This window comes from Paenibacillus sp. Marseille-P2973 (genome assembly GCF_018101095.1).
GTDB classification, from domain to species: Bacteria; Bacillota; Bacilli; order Paenibacillales; family Paenibacillaceae; genus Fontibacillus; species Fontibacillus vini.
Genome location: NZ_JAGQEH010000018.1, coordinates 40,797 through 66,419, shown reverse-complemented (window position 1 = coordinate 66,419; position 25,623 = coordinate 40,797). Strand labels below are relative to the sequence as shown.

General features: G+C 50.4%; 26 protein-coding genes and 1 riboswitch. Of the genes, 9 read left to right on the top strand and 17 right to left on the bottom strand.

Going from position 1 to position 25,623, the window contains the following annotated elements; translation table 11 throughout:
* The first annotated feature begins 3 nt into the window (after positions 1 to 3).
* The 5 genes from KB559_RS22515 to KB559_RS22495 are packed head-to-tail and all read left to right on the top strand — an operon-like array spanning position 4 to position 5,307.
* Complete coding sequence (locus KB559_RS22515) at positions 4 to 1,116, top strand: YheC/YheD family endospore coat-associated protein (RefSeq protein WP_211025356.1); 1,113 nt, start codon at positions 4 to 6, stop codon at positions 1,114 to 1,116.
* Positions 1,117 to 1,153: 37 nt separating this feature from the next.
* Entirely contained in the window at positions 1,154 to 2,527 is a 1,374-nt protein-coding gene (locus tag KB559_RS22510; RefSeq protein ID WP_211025354.1) for a YheC/YheD family endospore coat-associated protein, read from the top strand.
* Positions 2,527 to 3,642, top strand: coding sequence for a YheC/YheD family endospore coat-associated protein (locus KB559_RS22505; RefSeq protein ID WP_211025352.1), 1,116 nt, complete (start codon positions 2,527 to 2,529; stop codon positions 3,640 to 3,642). The genes KB559_RS22510 and KB559_RS22505 overlap by 1 nt, the downstream gene beginning before the upstream one ends.
* Positions 3,643 to 3,665: 23 nt before the next feature.
* The gene (locus KB559_RS22500) at positions 3,666 to 4,241 is read left to right on the top strand and encodes a GNAT family N-acetyltransferase (protein WP_211025350.1); all 576 of its coding nucleotides are present in this window, start codon (positions 3,666 to 3,668) and stop codon (positions 4,239 to 4,241) included.
* Complete coding sequence (locus tag KB559_RS22495; protein ID WP_211025348.1) at positions 4,198 to 5,307, top strand: YheC/YheD family endospore coat-associated protein; 1,110 nt, start codon at positions 4,198 to 4,200, stop codon at positions 5,305 to 5,307. Before KB559_RS22500 ends, KB559_RS22495 begins: the two co-directional genes overlap by 44 nt.
* A 31-nt stretch (positions 5,308 to 5,338) precedes the next feature.
* Here the strand turns inward: KB559_RS22495 and KB559_RS22490 are convergent, their stop codons facing one another.
* Positions 5,339 to 6,037 carry an HAD family hydrolase gene (locus KB559_RS22490; RefSeq protein ID WP_211025346.1) on the bottom strand — a complete coding sequence of 233 codons (699 nt, stop codon included), beginning with the start codon at positions 6,035 to 6,037 and terminating at the stop codon, positions 5,339 to 5,341.
* Between the two features lie 170 nt (positions 6,038 to 6,207).
* Between KB559_RS22490 and KB559_RS22485 the strand changes: the two genes are divergently transcribed.
* Positions 6,208 to 6,756: a 5' nucleotidase, NT5C type gene (locus tag KB559_RS22485; protein ID WP_211025344.1), complete on the top strand. Its 549-nt coding sequence runs from the start codon at positions 6,208 to 6,210 to the stop codon at positions 6,754 to 6,756.
* A gap of 18 nt (positions 6,757 to 6,774) precedes the next feature.
* Here KB559_RS22485 and KB559_RS22480 read toward each other — a convergent pair whose 3' ends face one another.
* From KB559_RS22480 to KB559_RS22430, 10 genes are all read right to left on the bottom strand, one after another.
* On the bottom strand, positions 6,775 to 8,601 hold the full coding sequence (locus KB559_RS22480; protein WP_211025341.1) for an APC family permease: 1,827 nt from the start codon (positions 8,599 to 8,601) through the stop codon (positions 6,775 to 6,777).
* A gap of 159 nt (positions 8,602 to 8,760) precedes the next feature.
* Positions 8,761 to 8,951: riboswitch (cyclic di-AMP (ydaO/yuaA leader) on the bottom strand.
* A 252-nt stretch (positions 8,952 to 9,203) separates the two neighbouring features.
* Complete coding sequence (pdxK, locus tag KB559_RS22470; protein ID WP_211025337.1) at positions 9,204 to 10,019, bottom strand: pyridoxine/pyridoxal/pyridoxamine kinase; 816 nt, start codon at positions 10,017 to 10,019, stop codon at positions 9,204 to 9,206.
* Positions 10,020 to 10,186: 167 nt separating this feature from the next.
* Positions 10,187 to 10,387, bottom strand: a complete 201-nt coding sequence (locus KB559_RS22465) for a hypothetical protein (RefSeq protein WP_211025335.1) — start codon at positions 10,385 to 10,387, stop codon at positions 10,187 to 10,189.
* Between the two features lie 159 nt (positions 10,388 to 10,546).
* Positions 10,547 to 11,116 carry a manganese catalase family protein gene (locus tag KB559_RS22460; RefSeq protein WP_211025333.1) on the bottom strand — a complete coding sequence of 190 codons (570 nt, stop codon included), beginning with the start codon at positions 11,114 to 11,116 and terminating at the stop codon, positions 10,547 to 10,549.
* Between the two features lie 50 nt (positions 11,117 to 11,166).
* Positions 11,167 to 11,442, bottom strand: a complete 276-nt coding sequence (locus KB559_RS22455) for a spore coat protein CotJB (protein WP_211025331.1) — start codon at positions 11,440 to 11,442, stop codon at positions 11,167 to 11,169.
* A 1-nt stretch (position 11,443) separates the two neighbouring features.
* On the bottom strand, positions 11,444 to 11,665 hold the full coding sequence (locus KB559_RS22450; protein ID WP_211025328.1) for a spore coat associated protein CotJA: 222 nt from the start codon (positions 11,663 to 11,665) through the stop codon (positions 11,444 to 11,446).
* A gap of 171 nt (positions 11,666 to 11,836) precedes the next feature.
* Positions 11,837 to 13,213: a hemolysin family protein gene (locus tag KB559_RS22445; RefSeq protein WP_211025326.1), complete on the bottom strand. Its 1,377-nt coding sequence runs from the start codon at positions 13,211 to 13,213 to the stop codon at positions 11,837 to 11,839.
* 17 nt (positions 13,214 to 13,230) lie between these two features.
* The gene (gene yfkAB / locus KB559_RS22440) at positions 13,231 to 14,367 is read right to left on the bottom strand and encodes a radical SAM/CxCxxxxC motif protein YfkAB (RefSeq protein ID WP_211025324.1); all 1,137 of its coding nucleotides are present in this window, start codon (positions 14,365 to 14,367) and stop codon (positions 13,231 to 13,233) included.
* Positions 14,368 to 14,452: 85 nt separating this feature from the next.
* Positions 14,453 to 15,562 (bottom strand): HD-GYP domain-containing protein, encoded by a 1,110-nt coding sequence (locus tag KB559_RS22435; RefSeq protein ID WP_211025321.1) that lies wholly within the window; start codon positions 15,560 to 15,562, stop codon positions 14,453 to 14,455.
* Positions 15,563 to 15,666: 104 nt separating this feature from the next.
* Positions 15,667 to 17,109: a bifunctional metallophosphatase/5'-nucleotidase gene (locus tag KB559_RS22430; protein WP_211025319.1), complete on the bottom strand. Its 1,443-nt coding sequence runs from the start codon at positions 17,107 to 17,109 to the stop codon at positions 15,667 to 15,669.
* A gap of 325 nt (positions 17,110 to 17,434) precedes the next feature.
* On the opposite strand from KB559_RS22430, the gene KB559_RS22425 reads away from it, so the two are divergent.
* The 3 genes from KB559_RS22425 (at position 17,435) to KB559_RS22415 (ending at position 19,623) form a co-directional block, all read left to right on the top strand.
* Entirely contained in the window at positions 17,435 to 18,169 is a 735-nt protein-coding gene (locus tag KB559_RS22425; protein WP_211025317.1) for a molybdenum cofactor biosynthesis protein, read from the top strand.
* 93 nt (positions 18,170 to 18,262) lie between these two features.
* A complete protein-coding gene (locus KB559_RS22420) occupies positions 18,263 to 19,309 on the top strand; it encodes an HD-GYP domain-containing protein (protein WP_211025315.1) in 1,047 nt (348 codons plus the stop codon).
* 110 nt (positions 19,310 to 19,419) lie between these two features.
* Entirely contained in the window at positions 19,420 to 19,623 is a 204-nt protein-coding gene (locus KB559_RS22415) for a hypothetical protein (protein ID WP_244861654.1), read from the top strand.
* A gap of 74 nt (positions 19,624 to 19,697) precedes the next feature.
* Here the strand turns inward: KB559_RS22415 and sufB are convergent, their stop codons facing one another.
* From sufB to KB559_RS22385, 6 genes are all read right to left on the bottom strand, one after another.
* Positions 19,698 to 21,095, bottom strand: a complete 1,398-nt coding sequence (gene sufB / locus KB559_RS22410) for a Fe-S cluster assembly protein SufB (RefSeq protein WP_211025313.1) — start codon at positions 21,093 to 21,095, stop codon at positions 19,698 to 19,700.
* A gap of 22 nt (positions 21,096 to 21,117) precedes the next feature.
* Positions 21,118 to 21,540 carry a Fe-S cluster assembly sulfur transfer protein SufU gene (sufU, locus tag KB559_RS22405; protein WP_211025311.1) on the bottom strand — a complete coding sequence of 141 codons (423 nt, stop codon included), beginning with the start codon at positions 21,538 to 21,540 and terminating at the stop codon, positions 21,118 to 21,120.
* Positions 21,540 to 22,754 (bottom strand): cysteine desulfurase, encoded by a 1,215-nt coding sequence (locus KB559_RS22400; protein ID WP_211025309.1) that lies wholly within the window; start codon positions 22,752 to 22,754, stop codon positions 21,540 to 21,542. The genes sufU and KB559_RS22400 overlap by 1 nt, the downstream gene beginning before the upstream one ends.
* The gene (gene sufD / locus KB559_RS22395; RefSeq protein ID WP_211025307.1) at positions 22,751 to 24,052 is read right to left on the bottom strand and encodes a Fe-S cluster assembly protein SufD; all 1,302 of its coding nucleotides are present in this window, start codon (positions 24,050 to 24,052) and stop codon (positions 22,751 to 22,753) included. Before sufD ends, KB559_RS22400 begins: the two co-directional genes overlap by 4 nt.
* Positions 24,053 to 24,073: 21 nt before the next feature.
* Complete coding sequence (sufC, locus tag KB559_RS22390) at positions 24,074 to 24,856, bottom strand: Fe-S cluster assembly ATPase SufC (protein WP_211025305.1); 783 nt, start codon at positions 24,854 to 24,856, stop codon at positions 24,074 to 24,076.
* A 281-nt stretch (positions 24,857 to 25,137) separates the two neighbouring features.
* Positions 25,138 to 25,611: a Dps family protein gene (locus KB559_RS22385; protein ID WP_211025303.1), complete on the bottom strand. Its 474-nt coding sequence runs from the start codon at positions 25,609 to 25,611 to the stop codon at positions 25,138 to 25,140.
* Between the last annotated feature and the right edge of the window lie 12 nt (positions 25,612 to 25,623).

The following is a 25,623-nucleotide window of genomic DNA, read 5'->3' as shown; positions in this document are numbered from 1 at the left end:
AGGATGATCAACAAACGATCAAATGGCGTGATGGGCATTTTGGTTGCCGAAAGCAACGCTCCCATCCCATTTGCGGAGCCGGGATTTTGCCGCAAATTGTGCATTATCGGCAGCAGACAAGGAATGACCGTTTACGTGTTTTGCCCGTCTTTTCTCCGAAGGAGCCAAGATGCCGTACCCGGTTATTGTTTCGAAAACGGCGGATGGCAATATCGGCTGTTCCCTCATCCGGACATAGTCTACGACCGTTGCTTCACCCATGACCAGAGGCGGCAACAGCGAAAAAGGCAAGCTTTGGAGAAATTGTCGAGGAAACATCCCTTCGTTTATTTAACACGGGGATTGACAGGGAAATGGCGTGTCCATCAAACGCTTCGCAAGTTCCCGGAGATCGCCCCTTTTTTGCCGGAGACAGTCCCTTATGAAACTCCCTCCCAATTGGCGGATTGGCTGGCGGGACATGGCGGCGAAGCCTTTCTAAAGCCTTATAACGGAACACATGGCAAGCGAACCCTGCGCTTGAGGACCACGAGCAATCGGGAGCATCTGGAAATTACCGGCCGGGACGGCCGCAACGATTTGCTGCGGCATACTTTCTCCAGCAAGAAAGAAGGCTTCGAATGGATCGATAAGTTTACTAAAGACCGGCCCTTCTTACTGCAGCCTTATCTGGAACTCAGCACCTCTCAAGATGAGCCGTACGATATCCGGGTGCTGATGCAGAAGAATGACAAGGGAGAATGGGAACTTACAGGGATGGCAGCAAGAGTCGGTCCGAAGCATACACTCACATCCAATCTGCACGGCGGAGGTACGGCGCATAGAGCGCAGCCGTTTCTAAGCCGGGAGCTTGGAACTGTCGCTGCAGAAGAGGCCCTATCTCTGATCCGTAAACTGTCGATGGTGATTCCCGGTTCGCTCGAATCCCATTTCGGCCGCCTGGCCGAATTAGGAATCGACTTCGGCGTCGACCGGAGGGGAAGCGTATGGGTGCTGGAGGTCAACTCGAAGCCGGGCCGCTCATCCTTTTTCCGGATCGGCGATCGTCAAAGCGCCAGAAAATCGATCGAAAATCCGATTCTCTATGCGCGTCACTTGCTGCTGAGCAAACCTTGAATGAGGCACGGAAGACTTTTTTAGGAGGATAAAATTCATGAGTTTGACTTTTGGCAACGTCCATTTCACGCAGCAGCCCCAAAGGGTCGTCTACGTGTCCGGCTCTTTAATGAAAAACTTGAAGCTGTCCGGGAAAAAGTCGGTTCATCTCAGATTTGGCGGAGAACGCATTCCCGCTGTAATCAAACCTATCAATAAAGCCGGTAAGCATCTTTATCTCGGCAGCAGTATCCGGAAAGACATCAAAATACCGATGGCCGGCGGGATATTTTTACGCAGCCTGCAGGAAGGGGAAGTGCAAATTGGGCCGCTCATTGGCGTCTTGTCGGATGGACCGGCCTCGTCTGCAGCCAATCCGTTTGGCTCCCGAACCGGTTTCATCAAGCAATTGCTGAGACACGGCAGCAAACAATCCTATATCTTCGCCTTCACCCCCAAGGATATCCACTGGGAGAATGAAACGGTCAACGGCTATTTTCTCAACGAAGCCGGACACTTCATCCGAAAGAAGGTTCCTCTGCCGGATGTCGTGTACAATCGCCTTCCCAGCAGGCGGGCGGAAACGACTACTTCGATTGCCCAGCTCCGGGAGCGGTTCATCCGGCGGAGAATCCCGTTCTTCAACTGGAGCTTCTTTAATAAATCCGATATTTACCGCATGCTCGAGAAGGATTCTCTAGTAAACAGGTATGTTCCGGAATCGATTATGAACCCGACCCCCGAGCAAATCAAGGATTTGCTGGACCGGCATTCGCTGATTTATTACAAACCGAACAACGGCAGTCTCGGCAACGGCATCTACCGGCTCTCCCGCATCCCCAAGAGCGGGTATTATGCGAGGTACCGCAAAACCGGCCGAAATGCGCTTTTGCGGTTCGGCTCCTTCAATAGCATGATGCGAACGCTGCAAGCAAGGCACGGCCGCGCTTTAAGAGGATACGTGGCCCAGCAGGGGATCCGGCTCATCGAAATCGACAGCTGCCCTATCGATTTCCGGTTTCATATGCACAAAAACGGGCGGAACCAGTGGGTCGTAGTCGGCATCGGAGCCAAAAAGGCAGGAAAAGGCAGCGTAACTACCCATCTCAAAAACGGCGGATCGCTGCTCACTCCGGATCAGGCGCTCGCCCGCGCATTCGGTCCCAGAGCTGATGAGGTACTGAGGAACGCCAAAAATGTGGCGATCACGCTGGCCGAAGCTATCGAGGCGCATCATCAGCATTTAATCGGTGAAATCGGCTTCGATATCGGTATCGACACGGACGAGAAGATCTGGATGTTTGAAGCGAACGCCAAGCCGGGCCGGTCCATCTTCAAGCATCCCTCGCTCCGTGCGGAAGGAAAGGCATCTGTCGAACACATTCTGGAACACTGCCTCTATCTGAGTAAATTCCGGAGGAGGGAAGCCTAATGAGCCAGCTTGCGAGCGATCAGAAGCCAGTCATCGCCGTGCTGACCGTTCATGATGAATGGACCCAATTTCGCGGCAATCGGGCTAACTTTCGGGATATCGTAAGAACGGGCAAGGAACTGGATTTTCCGGTATATATCGTAACGACCAAAGATCTAAAGCTGTCGTCGCATAAAATACAAGGCTATGTATACAGCTCGGAAGAAAAACAGTGGACGAAACAATGGGTCCCTCTCCCGCAAGTGATTTACAACCGAATTCCCCAGCGCGAGGATGAGCGGAGACCGTCAGTCCGGCGCAAAATCGAAGAGTGCATCCGGCACGAGAGCATCCAGCTGTTTAATCCTTTTTTTTTCAACAAATGGACGCTGTTCGACTGGCTGAAAAAAAACCGGACCACCAAGGCTCTCGTCCCCGACACTAAGAGGCTGCGTTCACCCAAGTCTTTATTGCCCATGCTTGAGCAATACGGGAGCCTCTACCTGAAGCCGGAAAGCGGCAAAGCGGGAAAAGGAATTATGCTGCTTCAATTCGACGAAGCCGAGGAAAGACCTTACAAGCTTACCATTCAGGGATTTCGGCGCAAAAATGTCGTGTATAAAACCGGCAAACCCCTCCTGTTATGGAAACGGATCAAGGCGGAGACCGGCCGGGTTCCTTACATTATGCAGGAGAGCATCAAACTCGCTTCGTATAAAGGCAGGCATTTCGATATCCGGATGCTTGTGCAAAAAACAGGAAAAGGCATCTGGACAGTAACCGGGATCGGCGCACGCTTGGCCGGTCCGCGGCGGATCACCACGCACGTTCCCCAAGGCGGCAGTGTCGAGGACCCGGAGAAATTGCTCGTTCCGACCTTCGGCCAGGAAATGACCAATGTTTTGATGAACCGGTTGAAGTCAAGCGGCCTGTTGATCACCAAGCAGATAGAAAAGAGCGCCGGTTATACGCTTGGCGAAATGTCGATGGATCTCGGAATCGATACGGAAGGGAAAATCTGGTTTTTTGAGGCTAATGCCAAGCCGATGAAGTTCGACGAGCCCCATATCCGCAAAAAATCGCTGGAACGCATTTTCCAGTTCAGCCATTACTTATACCGGCAGGGTAAGGTATAGCCCGGGAAAGAGGTGAATTCTGCATGGAAATTGCAGCTTGGCATCCCGGGAACAGGGTCGCCTGGGAGATAAAGCATGCGGAAATGTTGGCATTCGTGCATCGCTATGCTAGAAAGAGCATTCCCTCCGCGACCTTTCGTGCCCTTATGAAGCTGTCCGGCCGGGAAATGACTCTGCCCGGTTCTTCCCTCCTTCTGGCCATTCTCCAAACGGAGGATGGCCCCCGGGTCGCCGGGTTATCCTGCGTAACGAACTATGGCCGCGGAATCTGCCTTGTCGTCGTTCACCCGCTGTACCGGGGTCGAGGGCTGGGATCCGCCCTGCTGAACCGGCAGCATGCCGTTCTTGGAAACCTGATATGCCGGGTAGCACCCGGCAACCTGTCCAGCCTGCAGATGTGTTTTCGCGCGGGGTTCAGCGCAAGTCGCCTAATTAAGTCTCAGACCGGGCGGGCCGAGCTTCTGCTGGAGAAAACTCATGGCTGCTCGCTGGATTCCGAGCTAATGTCGGATCTTGATTTTGCCAATCCATTCCCTGCAAAGAAGGTGATTCCTGATGACACAACCGGTCTTGGGCATTTTGACACTATATTTAAATGATAAAAAACACCTGGAAGAGCGGCATATTTATCAGCGTATGATCACAGAGGGGCAACGCCTTGGTCTTGATGTTTTTGTATTCACTCCGATGGATGTGGATGACAAAAAGGGCATTATCAACGCCCTGATTTACGATCCGAAGCAAAAGAAATGGTCGCGCAAATGGCGCAGCTTCCCGGAGCTTATCTTTGACCGCTGCCGGATTCAACGCAGCAAGCGGTTTGAACAGCTGTTAAGGTTCCGGGCGAAATACGGAAATATGACTTTTTTAAACCGTCCGCTGCGAAACAAGTGGACGATTTATCAGACGTTGTCCCGCAAGCCTGCGTTCCGCGGCAACCAGCCCGAGACGGTTTTGTTTCAAAGCGGGAGCGATGTTTTCAGGCTGTTGAAAAATCATTCCTCCGTCTATGTCAAGCCGATCAACGGTACCGGCGGCAGGGGGATTCTGCGGGTAGAACGGCTGGGAGGCGATATGTTCCTGATCCAGGGAAGGAAGCAGAGCCGGCAAATCATATCCGCACAGAAGCTGCACAAATCCAGGCTCGGCGCTTTCCTGATGAGCTGGAAAGGGAGCGGCCGCTTCATAGCGCAGCAAGGCATTCAAATCAAGCTGCCGAGCGGTCGGGTGCATGATTACCGCATGCTCGTGCAGAAGAACGGGCAAGGCCGCTGGGAAGTGACCGGCTGCGCCGGACGAATCGGTCCCGCGCGCAGCGTCACCTCCAACCTTCACGGCGGAGGCAAGGCGGCATCGATGAATGCTCTGCTCGGGCAGATTACTTCCAGTGAAGAGAAGCGCAAAGAAATCCGCCGTTCCGCAGAGAAGCTCAGCCTGGAAGTCGCCGCATATTTGGAAGCTACGTTCGGTGCTTTATGCGAGCTTGCACTGGACCTTGCGATTGAAAAAAGCGGGCGTATTTACGTCCTTGAAGTCAATCCCAAGCCTGCAAGGGAAGTATTCATCCAGACGGGGGATTTGGAATCTTACCGGAGAGCAATTGTAAGACCGCTGGAATACGCCCTATGGTTGCACAAACAAAAAACAGCCGCCCCTTCCTCATAGAGAGGAGGAGCGGCTTTATTTTTCCCTGAGATTATTCGGAATCTTCCGCCTGATCATAAAGCGTAACCAGTTCATTGAATGAAGTGATCAGCACATCCGAACCGGCCAATTCATGTCCATTCCCGAACCCGGCATAGGCGCAGCCGATCACGGTCTGGCCGTTCTTCTTGCCCGCTTCCACGTCGGACGAGCGGTCTCCGACCATCCAGGCACTGGATACTCCATGGTTGTCCAGCAATAGGCGGACAAGGTCTACCTTCGAAGCCGTCTGATGCTCGCCAGCGCTGTACATTCCTTCGAATAGCGGAGCGATCAAATGCGTTTCGGCGACGCCCTTCACGTAATGCTCCAGCCCGTTGCTGGCGACGAACAGCCTTACTCCCCGCCGGCTAAGCTGCTCCAGCGTTTCCTTAACTTCAGGATATAGTTCAGTTGAATACTCCTTCAGTCCTGAGAGCTCCAGTTCCAGCAACAGTTCATCCGCACGGCGGTGTACCGCTTCGCTGCAGTCGGGAATGACCTTTCTCCAAATATCCTCCAGCAGCATACCGAGACAGCTCAGCATCAGCTCTTCCGGAGGTGTCTCTCCCTCGTACATCTTCTCTTCCCTGAGCCGGTCGAACAGTTCATGATAGGCAGGGACAAGCAGGGTCTCTGTCTTAAACAGCGTCCCATCCATATCGAAAATCATAGCTTCGGGTTTCTGCAATTTCGTCTGGGTCGTCTCCATCTCCACATTCCTTCCTGTCTATATTTATAGCCCCATGATATGCCAATTGGCGATTACTTGCAAACCCTTGGGAGACGCCGAAGTTTGCCATTTCCCGAAGTGTCCATTACAATTACGTTTAAATTCAACTTATATATCGAAAAAGTAACTGCCAGGGAGAAGTGCGAAGCATGAGCAAAAAAATAGTAGCCATCGACATGGATGACACGATCTGCCATCTCATACCGAAAGCGATTCATTATCATAATTTAATGTATCCCGATCTTCCGTTGACCATGGAGCAAATTATCAGCTTTGATCTTAGCGGCATTTGGCATCCTGCATGCACGGACGACATTTTCTTCGGCAGGCCCGGCCTGTACGAAGAGCTTGAAATTTTTGACGAGTATACGATTGAAGAGGTGAAGCGGATGACCGTCGATTACGACGTCATCGTCGTGACGGCCGCCCGCCCGGCATCGGTTCCGGAAAAATGGAGATGGCTGCAAATGCATATGCCTTTCATTCCATTCGATAACTTCTTCGTCGCCAAGCGCAAATACTTGCTTGATTTTGACTTGTTGATTGACGACGGCCCCCATAATCTGATCGCGGCCAAGGAAGCGGGCAAACAGACCATTATGATCCCCCGTCCTTGGAATGCGCCGGTTCAGCAGGACTTTATTCTAAAGGATTCATGGCAAGGCATGAACGAGCTGGTAGGGCAAATTCTGACTTGATGGTCAGAAGAAAAGATCTTATTTTTTGAAATGATAAGGAACCGTGGTTACGATCAAATCCCTCCGGTATAGCAAAAAGGCGCGGATTAGCAAACTGGACTGATTATGCAGGGCGTTATGCCACCGTTTCTTCGGTATGAATTGGGGAATCAGAACGGTTACCCGGAAATTCATTTCCTTGGCCTTATGCTCCACGGTATCGATGAACTTCGTCAGCGGCTGGATAATGCTCCGGTATTGGGAATACAGCGTAACCAGCCGAATTTCAGGGTGCCACTGGTTCCATTTCTCCTCAAATTGCTTTTCCGCCTCTTTATCGAACGCCACATACACAGCGATGATCTGATCCGGAGACAACGATTTCGCGTAATTCAGCGTATTTTCCACTACATGCGTAATTCCCGCTACGGGAATTACCATGACATTCCCCTCGATCGCTAGTGGCTGTTCGCATGTAGTGATCCGCAATTGATCCCCCACAGCTTCGTAATGACGGTTGATTTTATGAAATACGTAAACGATCGCCGGCAAAAAGATTAACGCAGGCCAGACTTGCGGAAATTTCGTAATGAAAAAAATCATCATGACCGTAAAGCTGATTAAAGCCCCGATCGCGTTTATCGTTAATTTCAATCCCCAGCCCGCCGGTTTTTCCCGGAACCATTTCACAAGCATACCGGTTTGCGCCAGCGTAAACGGGATAAATACGCCTACCGCATAGAGCGGAATCAAATGCTCGGTCTGTCCTTTAAACACGATGATCAGCAGGATTGAGGCCACCGCCAAAAAGACGATTCCGTTAGAATAACCGAGACGGTCTCCGCGAACGGTGAACATACGCGCGATATATTTGTCTTTCGCCAGGTTCACGGCCAAGAGCGGAAATGCCGAGTATCCGGTATTGGCGGCCAGCACCAGAATCATCGCGGTGATCCCTTGAATCAAGTAATACATGATCCCCCGGCCGAATGTAGCTGAAGCGATCTGGGACACGACGGTTTCCTCCGCTTTAGGAGAAATACCGTAATAATAAGCCAACGATACGATCCCCGTAAACAAAAGCGCCAGCAGAACGCCCATGGCAGCCAATGTTTTGGAGGCATTCTTGGGAGCCGGATCCTTGAAGTTAGGAATGGCGTTAGAAATCGCCTCGACCCCTGTCAAAGCCGAACTCCCCGAGGCAAATGCCCGCAAGAGCAGGAACAGCGTAAGGCCTGTCACCGGTGTACCCATCGGTGTATGCAGGTTGGCCGGAACTTCGCCCATTGCAATTTGATATAGTCCCGCCCCAATAGTGATAAATATAACAAGCACGAATAAGTAAACCGGATAAGCCAGGATGGAAGCCGATTCGGTAATACCGCGCAAATTGAGTACCGTGATAACAACCACTAAAAGGCATGCTATAAGTACGTTATGTGAATGCAGCGACGGAAAAGCTGAGGTGATCGCATCCGTCCCCGCAGAAATGCTGACCGCAACGGTTAAAATATAATCCACCAGCAGCGCGCCGCCGGCTAAAAGACCGGAGTTTACCCCCAAATTTTCCTTGGAAACAACATAGGCTCCTCCGCCATGCGGATAGGCATAAATCACTTGTCTGTAAGATAAAACGAGAGCCAGCAGCAGCACCAGAATTCCCGCGGCAATCGGGATGGAGTACCAGTAGGCGGCCGCGCCGAGCGTCATCAGGACGAGCAGAATCTGCTCCGGTCCGTAGGCTACGGAGGACAAGGCATCCGATGAAAGGATCGCCAGGGCTTTCGTTTTGTTTAATTTTTGTTCGCCGAGTGCGGTTGACTTCAGCGGCTGACCGATGAGCACTCTCTTGATTATCGAAAACATAGATGCAACACCACCGTGCTTTATTTTTTGCAAATTCAAAGGCTGATTATGATTAAATATTTTGGTAAATCGTCTCATTTGGAGACTTTTTGGACAGCAAAAAACCACAGAGGCAAGACCCCCTGCGGTCCATGAGTGCTTTACATGGGCACAGTATCATTCCTCTCTCGGACTACGCTTACGAGGTTAGCTGTCGGATTAGGGTGGCGAGAGTCACCCCTCCGCGGCATGTTCTGCATGACATGCTGCGGATTCACCCCTACCGTTCGTTTCGGCTGGCTTTGCCTGTTACGCCCGGCATTCGGTTCCCCCGTTTTCCCGTATTACGGGAAATTCAGCGAATCAAGAATATCAAATCCACGAATGAATATTACGCCTGCTCTCATTTTCTGTAAATCCCGAAATTTGCGTTGAATCGCTTCTATTTGTTGTAAAAGAGTACGATAAAACGCTTACTTCCATCACTTTCATTTATTATCCTTCATTATTGAGCCCGCATTAACGCGCAACATAAATCATCGTATTAATGCCGAATACAACAAAAAAAAGACCGGCCTCCATTCCTGGAAACCGGCCTGTCCTGATTCATTCTATATGTCAGCCTACTCGCCGTTCAAACGGTATCCTCCATGGAATACCGGTCCCACATATTCGTTAAAGGCATACCCCGAACGAATGGCCGCCGTTACGAATTTTTTCGCTTTAACTACGGCTTCCTTTACAGTTAAGCCGCTGGCCAGTCCACCTGTTACGGCAGCCGCAAAAGTACAACCGGCTCCATGGTTATGTGCGGGTTCGATCTTTTCCGTCTCCAGAACCTCAAATTCCTCGCCGTCATAGAACAGGTCGATCGCTTTGTCGCCTTCCAAGGCTTTGCCGCCTTTAATGACTACGTAAGCCGCTCCGCGTTCATGAATGATCTTCGCTGCTTTCTTCATGTCATCCACGCTGGACAAACGTCCCAAACCGGAAAGCACACCGGCTTCGAACAAGTTTGGCGTAACAACCGTAGCAAGCGGTAGCAGCAAATCGCGAATCGCATCCGCGCTCTCCGGATTCAAAACTTCGTCTTCCCCTTTGCAGACCATGACCGGGTCGATGACCACATTTTGTTGGTTATGCTGCTTGATGCAATTCTCAACGACTTCTATAATTGGCACGCTGCCAAGCATACCCGTCTTCATAGCTTGCACCGGGCCGCCCGCAAACACGGTCTTCAACTGCTCGGCCACCAGATTGGCGTCTATCGGGTACACGCTATGATGCCATCCGCGGTCCGGATCCATCGTAACAATGGTAGTCAATGCGCTGAGTCCGTAAGTTCCGTATTCTTCAAATGTTTTCAAGTCTGCCTGTATCCCCGCGCCGCCGCTGGAGTCACTGCCGGCAATAGTTAGCGTTTTAAGAATGGTTGACATGATCAAATGCTCCTTTACGAAAAACTAAAGTGCTTCCGGCCTCTATTGTAGCATTATTTTCAGAAACTCAGTGAATTATTTACGCATTTACATAGCCCGGAAACAAAAAAAGTATGGAGCAAGTAATCCTTGCTCCATACTTTCCACTGATATGGTCTATAGCCAGCTTATTTCACGACGATCTGGTTTGCGGCATCGATTCTTTCCTGGGATGCGTTGAAGCATTTCTTGCAGACTTTCAGAGCCTGACCGGAACTGCTCATCTTCGTATAAAGCAGTTTAATACGCGTGCTTCTGCATACGGGGCATGTCCCCCGGCCTCTGGAAGGAAGAATCCACAAAGCTTTCCCCCGCTTTGATTTAGACATAAGAAATCACCTTCGCCTCTATGTTATTTGCTTGTTTTTCTATGTATATCGGGAAGGCCGGCCGAACATGCCCAAATATTTCCGGTCCTTCCCTATATCATTCCGAATTCCGTAACCAAATTTAACTGTTAAGTGTCTTAACAAGAACATCCGCTTGGCTTAAAAAATCTTCTTATGCTCCCGGTCATCCTTCAAAATCTCCACCGCTTCGCGGAAGCGAAGCGAGTGGATGATTTCACGCTCGCGCAGGAACTTCAGGCCGTCTTGCAGATCAACGTCATCCGTCATATCGATCAGCCACTGGTATGTAGCCCGAGCTTTCTCCTCAGCCGCAATATCTTCATACAAGTCGGCGATCGGATCGCCTTTCGCCTGGATGTAAGTGGCCGTCCACGGAACTCCCCCGGCGTTTTGGTAATACAGGGCCTTATCATGGTTTACATAATAAGCTCCCATGCCCGCCGCCTCCAGTTCCTCTACCGTCGCGTCCTTGGTCAGTTTGTAAATCATGGTGGCGATCATTTCCAGATGGGCGAATTCCTCGGTTCCGATATCATTAAGCAGCCCGATCACTTTATCGGGTATAGTGTACCGCTGATTTAAGTAACGAAGCGCAGCGGACAATTCGCCGTCCGCACCCCCGTATTGCTCCGCCAAATATTTGGCCATTCGGATATCACATTTACCCACGCGAACCGGATATTGCAGTTTCTTCTCATATATCCACATTGCTTCGCATTACCTCCTTTAGATTATCGTTAAGAGGGCTGGCAGGTAGTTTATACCTGCCAGGGCCATGGGGCCTGTGACCATTCCCATGGATACTTTGAATAAGCGCGTCCGAAATTCTGCAGCGGCCCATAGAGTTGCTGAAAATGGTTGGCCAACTGTGTCCTTTCCTGGGTCAACTGGTTGAACTGCTGAATCGAGGCCAAGTCATCCGGGTGAGTATCGAGAAAAAGATTCAGCTCAACCAGGACGAAATCCAGCGCCTGCAGTTTTTCCAACAGTTCATAATACTCGGGATCACAATGCGGTTTCGATGTGGAACTCATTTTAACACCGTCCTTTTCCCCATTTGGATTCATAGGGGCTGTACAATGCCGGCCACAGCGTGCCATGCCTTAATGCTTCTTGCGGAGAGAATTGCGGGAGATTCAGCGGTTGAAAGCACATATATAAGTGCGGAGGTGTGCTGTATGTTTTACAGGTAATAGGCGGGCATGGATCAAAGGGACCGATAAACGGGGCAAAAGAATGCTCATTGGGAAAGCTCAATCTTGGTTCCTCCTTTATGAAATTCCCTTATGCAAAGGACTACCTGGTCCCCTGCATCCTCATCATTAACATATGACGTTCGCCCAATTTATGAACCCGATTTCGTGATAAAACGCAAAAAAACGTCAGGCCTTGTATGATGCCAAGCCTGACGTTCTTATTATTTATGATCTAAGTTCCGGGTTTAAGTTCATCCTCGGATATGGGTTCAGGTGCTTTTTGCTTACTGATTTTCACCCGTGTGATTCGCAATCGCCCTGATTCGGCGACTTCAAAGGTTATATTATCGACGACTTTCTTCTTGCCTTTCGCCGGAGCGCCTTCCAGCTCCTTAAACAGCCAGCCTCCGACGGAATCGACTTCATCGTCTTCGATATCGATGCCCATCAAATCGTTTACGTCTTCGAGAAGAGTTCTTCCGTCAACGGAGTACACGCCCTCGCCCAGCTTCTCGATTTCGGGACGTTCGTCCTCAAACTCGTCATGAAGATCGCCGACGATCTCCTCCAAAATGACCTCGACCGTCAACAGACCGGCCGTTCCCCCGTATTCATCGACAACCAGTGTCAATTGGGAGTGCTTTTTCTGCATCAGCCGGAGCACATGGCTGACTTCCATAGACTCGGGCACATTCAGGATCGGGCGAACCATTTCCGCCAGATTAAGCGGGCGTCCGGCTTCGGGAAGCAGCAGGTCCGTAATATGGACAAAACCGATGATCTGATCTTTATCCTCCACGGCCACCGGATAACGCGAATGCTTCGTCTCCGCCACAATCTTCATATTCTCTTCCCAAGTCAGATTGGTATATAGGCAATCCATATCGGTCCGGGGCAGCATGACCTCGCGGGCCAACATATCGGAGAAGTCAAAAATATTGTCCATCAGCTTCATTTCATCCTTATCGATGACCCCGCTCTTGGCGCTCTGGTTCATCAGGATGCGAATTTCCTCTTCGGAGTGGGCTGCCTCTCCTTCGCCCGCCGGTTCAATTCCGATCATCCGCAGCAAGCCGTTTGCCGCCGAGTTCAGCAACCAGATGACCGGCAGGAACACCTTGTAAAAGTACAACAACGGTGCGGATAACCAAAGCGAAGTACCTTCCGATTTCCGGATCGCGAGCGATTTCGGAGCAAGCTCACCGATGACAATATGTAGAAACGTAATAATCGCAAACCCGATCGCAACCGATACGGTCGAGATCAGCGTAGGATCGCTTACGCCCATTTTGTGCATTAACGGCTCAATGAGCAGTTCGGAAACGGCCGGCTCCCCGACCCAGCCTAGTCCAAGCGAGGCCAGCGTAATACCGAGCTGGGTAGCCGACAAATAGGCATCCAGCTTCTTGTTGACCCGAAGGGCGTATACGGCGCGCTTGTTTCCTTCACTGACGAGTTGGGTCAGTCGGGATTGACGCACTTTAACAAGCGAAAACTCCGCAGCAACAAAGAAACCGTTCAGGAAAACCAGAACGAACACGATGAATAGATTCAAAAACAATCGGCCGAACTCAATTTCGGTGTGAGCGTTTGTTATGGCGTAGTGCATGTAAAATGCCCTCTTTCCTATAGTGTGATCGCTTTACGGGACTTGAAATCGATGTCTTTGTAATACATGTCGGCGACAAGCAAATTCGGCCCGCAGCAACCCGCCGCATCGCAGTGGCAGTTTACTTTTTGATTCATAGGGTGGTTGTTCAGCCATTCGGCAAAAATGTCATCCAGTCGCATGTCCCGCACATTGCCAAAAGCCGGAATGGCCGCAAAATCGGTCACATACACATCTCCGGTAAACATATTGACATTAACCCGATTTCGCCCGTCAGGATCATTCCTCACCGTTACGTTGGGTTCCTGACGCAAGCGGCGCAGCAGTTTGGCATCCTCCCCCTCGCCGTTACAGGCGAAGAAAGGAAGCGTTCCGAACAGCATCCACAGATCGGGATCCCGTGCGTCAAGGAGAGAATGAATGGCGGTTCGCATATCCTCAAGAGGCAGAACCGGCAAGCCCTCGGCAAAATCAGCCGCATACATCGGGTGGACCTCATGACGCTGACAGCCCATCTCCCGAATCAGCCGATGAATTTGCGGCAGCTTGTCATGAGTACGGTAGTTAATCATCGACTCGGCCGAAATGAACATCCCCGCTTCACTTAGCTTTTGACTATTTTCAATCATTTTGAAATACATTCTCTTGGCGACTTCCTCTTGTACGGGATGGCCGCTGCGGGCAAATCCGACCTCGTGAAAGTCACGCTCGCTGGTATAGTTGAACGAAATGTGCATGACATCCAGGTAAGGCAGAAGCTTCTCATACCGTTCATAATCCAGCGTCAAATTGGAATTGATTTGCGAGCGCACCCCTCTTGCCTTGGCATATTGCAGCAAAGGAACAATAACCTCATCGACCGTCTGCTTACGGAAGGTAGGCTCCCCGCCGGTGATGCTGATCGTCCGCAAATTCTCCACCTGATCCAATGAATTCAACATGACGGACAAAGGGATCTGTTCCGGTTCCTTTAACATGAGGCTGTCGCCGACTGCGCAGTGCTCACATCGCATATTGCACAGATTGGTAACCGTCATTTCCACGCTTGTCAGTACATGCCGGCCAAATTCACGCAGCGACACGATCGGATCCCAGGGGTCATAGCTCGGTGTGATTTCGATTTCTCTATCCGTTTTATAATTCTCTATTTTCATCATTTACTCACCTTATTTCTTTTATTAACCTAAAAAAGAAGAAAATGCACCTCATCGGTGCAGAATCCCCATTTAGGCAGTCCCGTCAAGAGACCGACTCCTCAGTTTTAAATTCCATTCCGTCCACTTTGGTAATAACAATAGATAATTGATTTTTCAGGTCCACATCGTAAGGAGACTTTAATTCCGCACCGAGGGGATCCTCCAGAATACGAATGACCGGGCGATGCGGAATGTCCTTATGTATCTTCACCACTACGCCTTTCTCACCCGTATTAAGTGTCACCGTCATCCCGAGCGGATAAATCGCCACATGATCCCGGAACAACTCCAGCTTCGATTTTTCATACCATTCCCCGCATCCCGTATAAAGCACTTCAAGCGCCTGATGGGGCAGCATCGCCGGCCGGTATACCCGGTGGGTGGTCATGGCATCGTAGGCGTCAGTAATGGCGATCCAACGGGCAAATTCGGATATTTCATCGCCCTTAAGCCCCCGGGGATAACCCTCGCCGTTGATACGTTCATGATGCTGATATGCGCAATGCGCCGATTTGAGCGGAATTCCCGGCTCGTCCTTGAGCATTTGGAAACCGATCTGCGTATGCTGTTTGATTTGATTGAATTCCGCTTCGCTCAATTTGGAAGGTTTGTTTAATAGCTCAATGGGCAGTTTGGTCTTACCGATATCATGAAGCATGGCCCCAAGTCCAAGCAGGGTCAGCTCTTCTTTGCTATATCCGTGGATTTGTCCGAGCAATAGCGTATAGACGCAAACATTAAGCGAGTGCCGGTACAAATACTGATCCATACTGTTGATATTCATCATCATAATCATGGCATCTTCCCTGGAACTAAGATCATCCATGATGGATTCCACCAGACCTGTGAAGGCCTTGCCCAAAAAAGGATATACGATCCCTTTAACGGAAGGCTCCGTCAATTTACGGAAGCTGGTCCGGATTTCCTGAAGCGCACGACGGCGCGTCTCATCTTCGATCATGTCCTGAATGACGACATCATCGGTCCGCGAATCGGCCACATAGACAAAATCCAACCCGTGCAAACGCAGCCGGCGAATAACCGCTTCGCTCAGCTCCGCATTTTCCGACAGCAATATGATTCCTTCCTCGTTATATATCTTCTTTCCAAGTTTCATTCCGGGCTTCAAAGAGCTCACTGGTATCAGCCGCAAAAAACCACTTCCGTCTCTCATTGTTTGCTGTAAACATAGGATGTATTTGACTATCTTTTATTATTATAGAATACAATGGATCAACCGGGAATGCATCTTCCGTATTACACTCCGTTTTTTTTCCATCTTGAAAGAAAGCTGTCTTCCACAGCCCCCGCTGTTTGGAGCTCCATTTTCAACAGATCCCGTAAAAAATCGGGCAGCATATACTGTCTTTCCTCCCCGTTCTTTAACCGTTCATAACCAATGCCAAACGTAAACATATCCAGCGTACCGACGTCATAGTCCTTATCGGGTGAGATCGGCACCCCTTGGACGCTGGCCTGTATAATTTTGTCGAACGGCGCTCCGGACGGGTCATATAAAATATCCATGCCATCCACGCAGATCCCGCCAAGCACCTTGCCCCGAAAGCCGAACCCGTAAATCGCCCGATCCGTCATCTCGCTTAGAAGGGATTCCTCCAGAGTATAAAGGATATCCGCTCCCTTCAGCTTCATCCGGCAGGGATTGATCGGAGACGGGCACCGTTCATGCAGCATTCCCTCGCTGATTTCACCTTTGGGAAGATCCATCAGCAGCTGGCCGCTGTTAATGATCGACAGTTCGCTCCCCGTGTATCGTCTGACCGCCTGTGCCAGCAAATTTCCGAATGGCGATTCCGATGTATAGTCAATCGGCAGCTCCCGCTCCGTGACCGCAACAGTCCGATCCATTCTCCGTTTCGCGCCTTCTTGGTGAATAGAGATAGCTTTCAGCACACGCTCGCTCTCTTCCCCGTTCTCCACGGCTACACAGCGTCCCTCGACAACAACAGGTTTTCCGTCCGTCGTGTTTTTGCGAAATGAGATATGACCTAGATACCGCCCGAACTTTCCAGCGGCCGTAATCATCGTCGTCCCGATTCTAAGCGGCTCCTCCAGCAAATGATGCGTATGCCCCCCAATAATCAGGTCTATGCCTGGTACGCTCTTTGCAAGCTCTTCGTCGAGCTTTATTCCCAAATGGGACATAACGATGATCAGATCGACCTGATTGCGCAGTCGCGTTACCGAATCGGCAATGGTCGTTCTCGGGTCAAGCGCTTCAAGTCCCAGCAATTCGTAAAATTCAGGATAAGAGGCCGTAGCTCCGATTAATCCGATCGTCATCCCGCTCCGCCGGACAATCAAATGCTCCTTCATCCACTTCGGAGGCTTTCCGGTATCCAGTTCACGAATGTTTCCGCAAATTACGGGACAGGTCAAACCGGCATAAGCCTGTTCCAGCAATTCCGGCGTAAAGGTCAATCCTTCATTATTTCCTATGGTGATCGCGTCATATCCGGTCAGGTTAAGCACATCCACATTGGCTTGTCCCATCGTTCCTTCCGTTTCGGGAGCCGCCCTGTCCATATGATCGCCGATGTCCAGCAGCAATACGGAAGTTTGAGGTGTGGCGCGAAGTTCATCGACCATAGCGGCAATGCGACCCATAGCGCCGAAATGGCTGTGCAAATCATTGGTATATACAATCATTAACGTTTCCTGGTCCGTCTCCGGCTGCATGGCCTTTCCTCCTTATAAAGTGCACCTACTGAATCCGCGCGATATTAGATGAACTTAAGAATGTGATGCTGGCAAGGTAGTAAAATGATTCCGAAGAAGCGGAGCGTTCGCCTTTGATTCCGGATTTCTGCATTATCCGATCTTATAAGATCAAGAAATCTGGAATCAACAGCGATTGTAGGAACATTTTACGGACTTGCCCCACATCCATTTCAATAGCTCATCTTATTTAATTATAAAGAATATTATATACCTTAAATTTATATGTTGTCTTCTTTATATGATATATTAGAATGGTTTCAATACCATTCCGAGGTGAAGTAAAATGATAATCAACATTTCGCTATTTGCAGGCCTTGCCGACCGGATCGGAACGTCAAGCCTTGAATTTAATTGTGAAGTAGCCGAACTGAACGCCGATCTCCTGAAGCAGCTCCTCTCCGAGGCTTATCCTGATGCCGCTTCGCTGATCGCCGTTTCCTTCGTTGCGGTCAATCAGGAATATGCCGCAGGCGTGTCCCCGATTACCGACAAAGACGAAGTAGCGCTCATTCCCCCCGTTTCCGGCGGCGAACCCGTATCCGGATCCCGGAGACATGAGAGTGAAGATGGACTATATGCAATTACGGACGAGGAACTCTCCGTGGACGCGGTAACCGCGAAGGTCATTACCGCAGACCATGGAGCAACCCTGACTTTCACCGGTACAACGCGTGAAATGACTGGGGATCGCCGCACCGTACACTTGGAATACGAGGCTTATATCCCTATGGCTTTGTCCAAGCTTCGGCAAATCGGCAGCGAAATCGGCGAAAAATGGCCCGGTACCCGCTGTGCGATCACGCACCGGATCGGTCTCGTCGGAATCGCCGAAGCGAGCGTAATCATCGCCGTATCTTCCCCCCACCGGGCCGGCTGCTATGAAGCAAGCCGTTACGCCATCGAACGTCTGAAACAGATCGTACCTATTTGGAAAAAAGAATCCTGGGAAGACGGTACCGAATGGAAGGGTCACGGACTGGGACCTTGGGACCCATCGGCTCCGGGAGAGCTCTCCTAGGTTGCCGGATCGCAAGTCCTGAATTAGCATTGTCAATCCATTTATTCCCTGTTATGATGAAAGAAACTTCAGAATAACGAGGTGTCATCTTCCTTGAAAGTACACATTATGGATCTCAGTCCCGGCGACCGTTTAGAATCCGATGTTTTCAATCAATTTGGGGTACTAGTTCTTCAACAGGAAAAAGAATTAACAAGTGATGCAATCGTAAAACTCATGCAGCATGGCATTGATTACGTAGATGTCGTACCCTTTACACCTCAAGTTCAAATCCCCGTAGCTCAATCGTTTTCGGAGAGTGTCCAGAAAGTTAAGCCCTACTTCGATAACGCGGTTGACGGATTTGAATCGATTTTCCTGGAAGCGCTAACTACAGGCGCCTTTGAAGATAAACAGGTCGACGAGTTGCTTGAGCCCATGGTCGAACAGTTGGTTGTCCAAAAAGACGTGGTATCTCTGCTGTTGATGCTGAACGACAGTGACAATTATACATATAATCATTCCATGCAGGTTGGAATGCTATCTTATTATATCGCCTCCTGGCTCGGTTATCCCAAAGAGGAAGCCTATGCGGCGGGTAAGGCCGGTTATTTAATCGACATCGGCAAAAGCAAGATCCCTCAAGACATTTTACATAAACCCGGTAAGCTGACGCCTGAAGAATTCGATGAGGTCAAGCGGCATACCACTTACGGACACGATATTATATTGAAATCGACCGGCGACGAATTGTCGGCACTCGTAGCGCTGCAGCATCATGAGCGTGATGACGGAAGCGGCTATCCTAAGGGTCTTACGGAAAAGGAGATCCACCCCTTCGCCAAGATTGCGGCCGTAGCGGACGTATACAGCGCCATGACCTCCAATCGGGTGTACCAGTCGAAGCAGGAGCTGCTGTCCGTTCTGCGGGAATTGAACAGTCTCAGCTTCGGCAAACTGAGTCCGGAACCGACCCAAGCACTGATCAATCACTTACTTCCTAATTTTATCGGCAAAAGAGTACTGCTCAGCTCCGGAGAAGTCGGCTCCATCGTTATGACCAATCAGTCCGATTTCTTCAGACCGCTCGTCCAGACCGATTCCCGTTTCGTCGATTTGTCCAAAGAGCGGGATACCGCGATTGCGGAAGTTTACTTGTAATATTGAGGCCTCTCATATACAAAAAATGTCTTCATAATTTTCAAAACTGGTTTAGTTTCACACCTTAACTACCGATATAGTATGAAGGCAGATTTAGAAGGGTGGCTTAAATGGGTAACATGCATGAACTAAAAATGGCAGTAACCTTGGAACACCAAGTTGTACTAACGCTGGAAGACGGGAACTCCATCGTGGGTTTACCTAAATGGGGGCGTAAACCGGAAAAGGTTCAGATCAGAACCATTGATGGCGCTGCTTGGGTAATGTTGGACGAAATTAAACATGTAACACGGATTATTCCGTTGCAATTCTAGCTACTCAGGAAGAATTTGAGGCAAAGAAAAGCCCGCTGACCTAAATGGACAGCGGACTTTTTATTAGCTATTCCTTAACCGATGGAACCTTCCATCTCGAACTTGATCAATCTGTTCATTTCCACCGCATATTCCATCGGCAGTTCCTTGGTGAACGGCTCGATGAAGCCCATGATGATCATTTGCGTCGCTTCGGCTTCAGAAAGCCCGCGGCTCATCAGATAGAAGAGCTGCTCCTCGGACACCTTGGATACGGTAGCTTCATGCTCCAACATGATGTTGTCGTTCATGATCTCGTTATATGGAATCGTATCTGACGTTGATTCATTATCGAGAATGAGCGTATCGCATTTGATGTTCGATTTGGCGCCTTCCGCCTGGCGTCCGAAGGATGCCAGACCACGGTAGGTAACTTTACCACCGTGCTTACTGATCGACTTGGAAACGATCGTGGACGTGGTATCCGGCGCAAGGTGAATCATCTTGGCCCCTGCGTCCTGATGCTGTCCTTTGCCCGCTACCGCAATCGACAGCACGCTGCCTTTCGCGCCGCGGCCTTTCAAGATAACAGCCGGGTATTTCATCGTCAGCTTGGAACCGATGTTGCCGTCGACCCATTCCATTGTGGCGTTCTCTTCAGCTACCGCCCGTTTGGTAACGAGGTTGTAGATGTTCGGAGCCCAGTTCTGGATCGTCGTGTAGCGAACGCGAGCGTTCTTTTTGCAGATGATTTCAACGACGGCGCTGTGCAGGGAATTCGTGCTGTAAATCGGAGCTGTACAGCCTTCCACATAGTGCACGAAGCTGTCCTCGTCGGCGATGATGAGCGTCCGTTCGAATTGGCCCATATTTTCCGAATTGATCCGGAAGTAAGCTTGCAGAGGAACTTCACATTTCACGCCTTTCGGCACGTAGATGAAGCTTCCGCCCGACCATACGGCGCTGTTCAACGCAGCAAACTTGTTGTCCGCCGGTGGAATGACCGTTCCGAAGTATTCGCGGAAAATTTCCGGATGCTCTCTGAGCGCGGTATCGGTATCCGTGAAAATAACGCCTTGATCTTCCAGATCCTTTTGCATGCTGTGGTATACGACCTCGGATTCGTACTGCGCCGATACCCCGGCCAAGAACTTCTGTTCAGCTTCAGGGATACCGAGCTTGTCAAAGGTTTCCTTAATTTCGGAAGGAACCTCTTCCCAAGTCTTCCCTTGCTTTTCGGAAGGTCTTACATAGTATTGGATATCGTTAAAGTCGAGTTCATCCAGGTCTCCGCCCCAACGCGGGAGCGGCATTTTTTCGAATTGCTCCAAGGATTTCAGCCGGAAGTTCAACATCCATTCCGGTTCGTTCTTGATGCGGGAGATTTCCGTGACGATTTCGCGGGTCAAGCCTTTACCCGATTGAAAAACCGCCTTATGCTCATCCCGGAAGCCATATTTATACTCTTCCATTTCAGGCGCTTTCTTTGCCATGGCTGCATTACCTCCTTAAATATTATGATTCCTCGTTGATGCCCTTCTTGAGCGCGTTCCATGCTAACGTAGCGCACTTGATGCGGGCAGGAAATTTATTGACACCCGATAATGCTTCAATATCTTCATAATCCTCGAATTCCGCCGACTCGCCCTTCATCAGGGAAGAAAAGCGGTTCGCCAGATCCATTGCTTCTTCATAAGTGCGGCCTTTGACGGCCTCCGTCATCATCGAAGCGGAAGACATACTGATCGAGCAGCCCTCGCCTGTAAACCGCGCATCCTTCACGATGCCGTCCTCGACTTTAAGCTGAAGCGATATGCGGTCACCGCAGGTCGGATTGTTTAAATCCACCGTCAGTCCACCGTCTTCGAATTTTCCGCGATTGCGCGGATTTTTATAATGATCCATAATAACGCGGCGGTATAAATCATCCAATTGCATTACGCGAAGTACTCCTTTGTTTGGATTAGAGCTTCCGCCAATCGGTCGATGTCTTGCTCCGTATTGTACAAGTACAGGCTGGCTCTCGCCGTCGAGCTCGCCTGAAGCCAGCGCATCAATGGCTGACAGCAGTGATGGCCCGCCCGGATGGCGATCCCCTGCGCATCAAGTACAGTGGCCACATCGTGCGGATGAACGTCCAGCAGATTAAAGGTAACCAGGCCGACCTCGCGTTCGCGGGGACCGTACACCGTAACTCCTTCAATTTCCGACAACTTGCCCATGGCATATGCCGCGAGCTTCGTTTCATGCCGATGGATTTCATCCAGACCGATCTCTTCCAGAAAATCAATGGCTGCCGCAAGACCGACAGCTCCGGCAATAATCGGCGTTCCGCCTTCGAATTTCCAAGGGAGCTCTTTCCATGTCGATTCGTAAAGGCCGACATCGTCGATCATCTCGCCGCCGAACTCAATGGGTTCCATCGATTCCAGCAGTTGCTTCTTACCATATAGTACCCCAATCCCGGTCGGAGCGCACATTTTATGTCCGGAGAATGCGTAGAAATCACAATCCAGGTCCCGTACGTTCACCTTCATGTGCGGCGTGCTTTGCGCACCGTCCACAACCATAACGGCCCCGTGGCGATGGGCGATCTCGGCCATTTCCTTCACCGGATTTACCACGCCGAGCACGTTGGATACATAAGCGGTGGAGACGATTTTCGTCTTGTCGGTGACCGTCTTCTCCACATCCTCCAACGCAATGCTGCCGTCAGGCTGCATCGGGATGAACTTCAAGGTCGCCCCGGTCCGTTTGGCAAGTTGCTGCCAAGGAATGAAGTTGCTATGGTGCTCCATCTGGGTAATTACGATTTCATCCCCGGCCGATAAGGCCGAGGGGCCATAGGAGGAGGCCACCAGGTTCAGTGCGGTTGTCGTACCACGGGTAAAAATAATCTCCTCGGTACGATTAGCTCCGATGAACCGTGCAACCTTCTCCCGGGCGCCTTCGTAGGCATCCGTAGCCCGGCTGCCCAGCGTATGAACGCCCCTGTGCACGTTTGCGTTTTCCCATTCGTAATAACGCTGAAGTGCTTCCAGTACGGCGAGCGGCTTCTGTGAAGTTGCCGCGCTGTCGAGATAAACGAGCGGATGGCCGTTAATCTCTTGATTTAATATAGGAAACTGTGCTTTGATCAGTTCCGCGTTCATTGTCCTAACTTCCTTTCCACCAGTCCCTGCAATTGCTGTTGCAGTTGCTCCAGTGGAATATCGGAAACGACCGGAGCGAGGAAACCGTAGATAATCAAACGCTCAGCCTGCTCGCGGGAAATCCCGCGCGACATCAAGTAATAAATTTGCTCCTGATTGACCTGACCTACGGAAGCCGCATGGCCTGCCGTTACATCGTCTTCGTCGATCAATAGAATCGGATTGGCGTCCCCGCGTGCTTTCGGGCTAAGCATCAGCACTTTCTCTGTTTGCTCTCCGTTCGCCTTCGTTGCGCCTTTCTCGATCTTGGTGATCCCGTTAATAATCGCGGTAGACTGCTCCCTCATTACCGCACGGGTAATCATTTGGCTGTCGGAGCTCTTGCCGAAATGTACCGCTTTGGTCGTATAGTTCAGTTTCTGCGAACCGGAACCAACAGCGATAACTTTAGCGTCGGATAAGGAACCGTTGCCTTGAAGCACGGACAAGGTTTCGCTGGCGGAATCCCCGGCGTTCATTTCACCGACGATCCATTCAATGCTGCCGTCGTTGTCGACGATCGAACGGCGGTTGATCAGATCCGTCGTTTGTTCATTTAAATGATGGACCGAAGCAAATTGCACCTTGGCCCCTGCTTTAATGAATACTTCCGCAGCGCCGTTATGCACGACTTTGCTGTCGTATTGTCCGGAAATATAATTATCGACGTAAGTAACACGGCTGTTCGCCTCGGCAATGATCAATACGTGCGGAGCGAATGAAGACGCGGCATCGTCGATCAGGAAAATGCTTTGCAGCGGAATATCCACTTCCACATTTTTCGGCACGTACAGGAATACGCCGCCGTTCCAAAGTGCCGCATGCAATGCCGTCAATCGGTTCTCTTCCGGCTTGACTAAAGTATGAAGATAAGGTTTTACCAAATCCTCATGCTCGCGAACCGCCGTTTCGAGATCGGTGAAAATAACACCCTTTGCCGCCAGTTCGGCGGACAGGCTCGCATATACAGCTGCGCTATTGTGCTGAACGATCAAATTGCTGTCTTCCTTCAAATCGACCAAGGAAGCGACGCTTTCCGGAAGCTGCTGTGTTACCGACGGACGCTCTGTACGAAGCGTTCCGAAATTGCTCAAGTCCCAACGTTCGAGTTTAGTCTTTTCCAGTTTCGGCAAATCCAGTTCCGCGGCCAGCCGAAGCGCATTAACGCGGCTTTCGGTCAACCAGGCCGGTTCCCCGTTGTTCACGGATGTGCTTTGAAGCGCATCTGGTTCTACCGGAAGAACGGTTTGTGTAGTCATCTTTGGTTCTCCTCCTTCCGCCTAGGCTTCTTGACCTACGGTTTCATCCACGATGCCCAATTCTTCTTTAACCCAATCGTAACCGTCGCGCTCCAGGCGTTCAGCCAGTTCAGGCCCGCCAGATTTCACAATACGGCCTTGCATCATAACATGGACATAATCCGGAGTAATATAGTTCAGCAAACGCTGATAGTGAGTAATGATCAGGAAGCCGCGCTCTTCACTGCGCATAGCATTTACACCGTTCGCAACGATCCGCAACGCATCGATGTCAAGGCCTGAGTCGATTTCGTCCAAGATGACGATTTTCGGATCAAGCAGCATCATTTGCAAAATCTCGTTACGCTTTTTCTCCCCGCCCGAGAAGCCTTCGTTCAAATAACGGTGTGCGAACTCAGGGTTCATTTCCAGATCCTTCATTTTGCCTTCCATTTGGCGAATGAATTTGATCAGCGAAACTTCATTGCCTTCACCGCGGCGGGCATTGATCGCGCTGCGCAGGAAGTCGGAGTTTGTAACCCCGGCGATTTCGCTCGGATACTGCATCGCCAGGAACAAGCCGGCGCGAGCACGCTCGTCAACAGCCATATCCAGTAAGTCCTCGCCGTCCAGAGTAGCCTTGCCGTCCGTAACTTCATACTTGGGATGACCCATCAGTGCGGAAGCCAGCGTACTTTTCCCGGTTCCGTTCGGTCCCATGATCGCGTGAATTTCTCCGCCCTTTATTTCAATGTCGATCCCTTTCAGAATCTCTTTGCCCTCAATTGTCGCTTTAAGTCCCTCAACAACGAAATGTGTAGCCATGTTTTTACTGCTCCCTCCATTAGTCGTTAAAATCTATGCCTTTATTCTGTTGCCATTATACCATACTAATTATCACTTTAGAATTATTCTAAGTGATTCTCACTGATTCTCACTACATTTTAACCTACTTTCAAAGCTTAATCAACGTACCTTGGCGGAGAACCGCCGTTTCCATAAGCTTTGTCACAGACATTTGGAATTTGCAGATATTGTCGAAAACAGGAACGGGCCTGGCCATGATGGCCAAGCCCGTGTCATGTAAGTCGTTCTTTTTGAAAATATTACCCCAAATAAGAACGCAGCATCCACATATGTTTTTCAAGTTCGCCTTTAAACCCGGTCAGCAAGTCGCTCGTCGCCTCATCGCCTTCCTTGTCGGCAAGCTCAATACCTTCCTGGAACGATTCGGACAAGGTTGCAAAATCCTCGATCAGATTCTGAACCATTGTTCGTGGATCTTCCTTGCCGGTTGCCTCCTGGATCGTGGCGATCTCCAGATATTCCTTCATGGTTGCCGCAGGGCTGCCCTTGATCGTAAGGAGCCGCTCGGCTACCGCATCCATTTTTTCCGTAACCTCGTTGTACAGCTCTTCAAATTTAACATGCAGAGTGAAGAAGTTTTCCCCCTTCACATACCAGTGATAGTTGTGAATTTTCACGTAAAGCACGTTCAGGTTCGCAACCTGCTCATTAAGTACTTGTTCCAAACTGGATTTCTTTGTCTTGCCGGATGTTTTAGAGTCCGTTTTAGCCATCATAAACCCTCG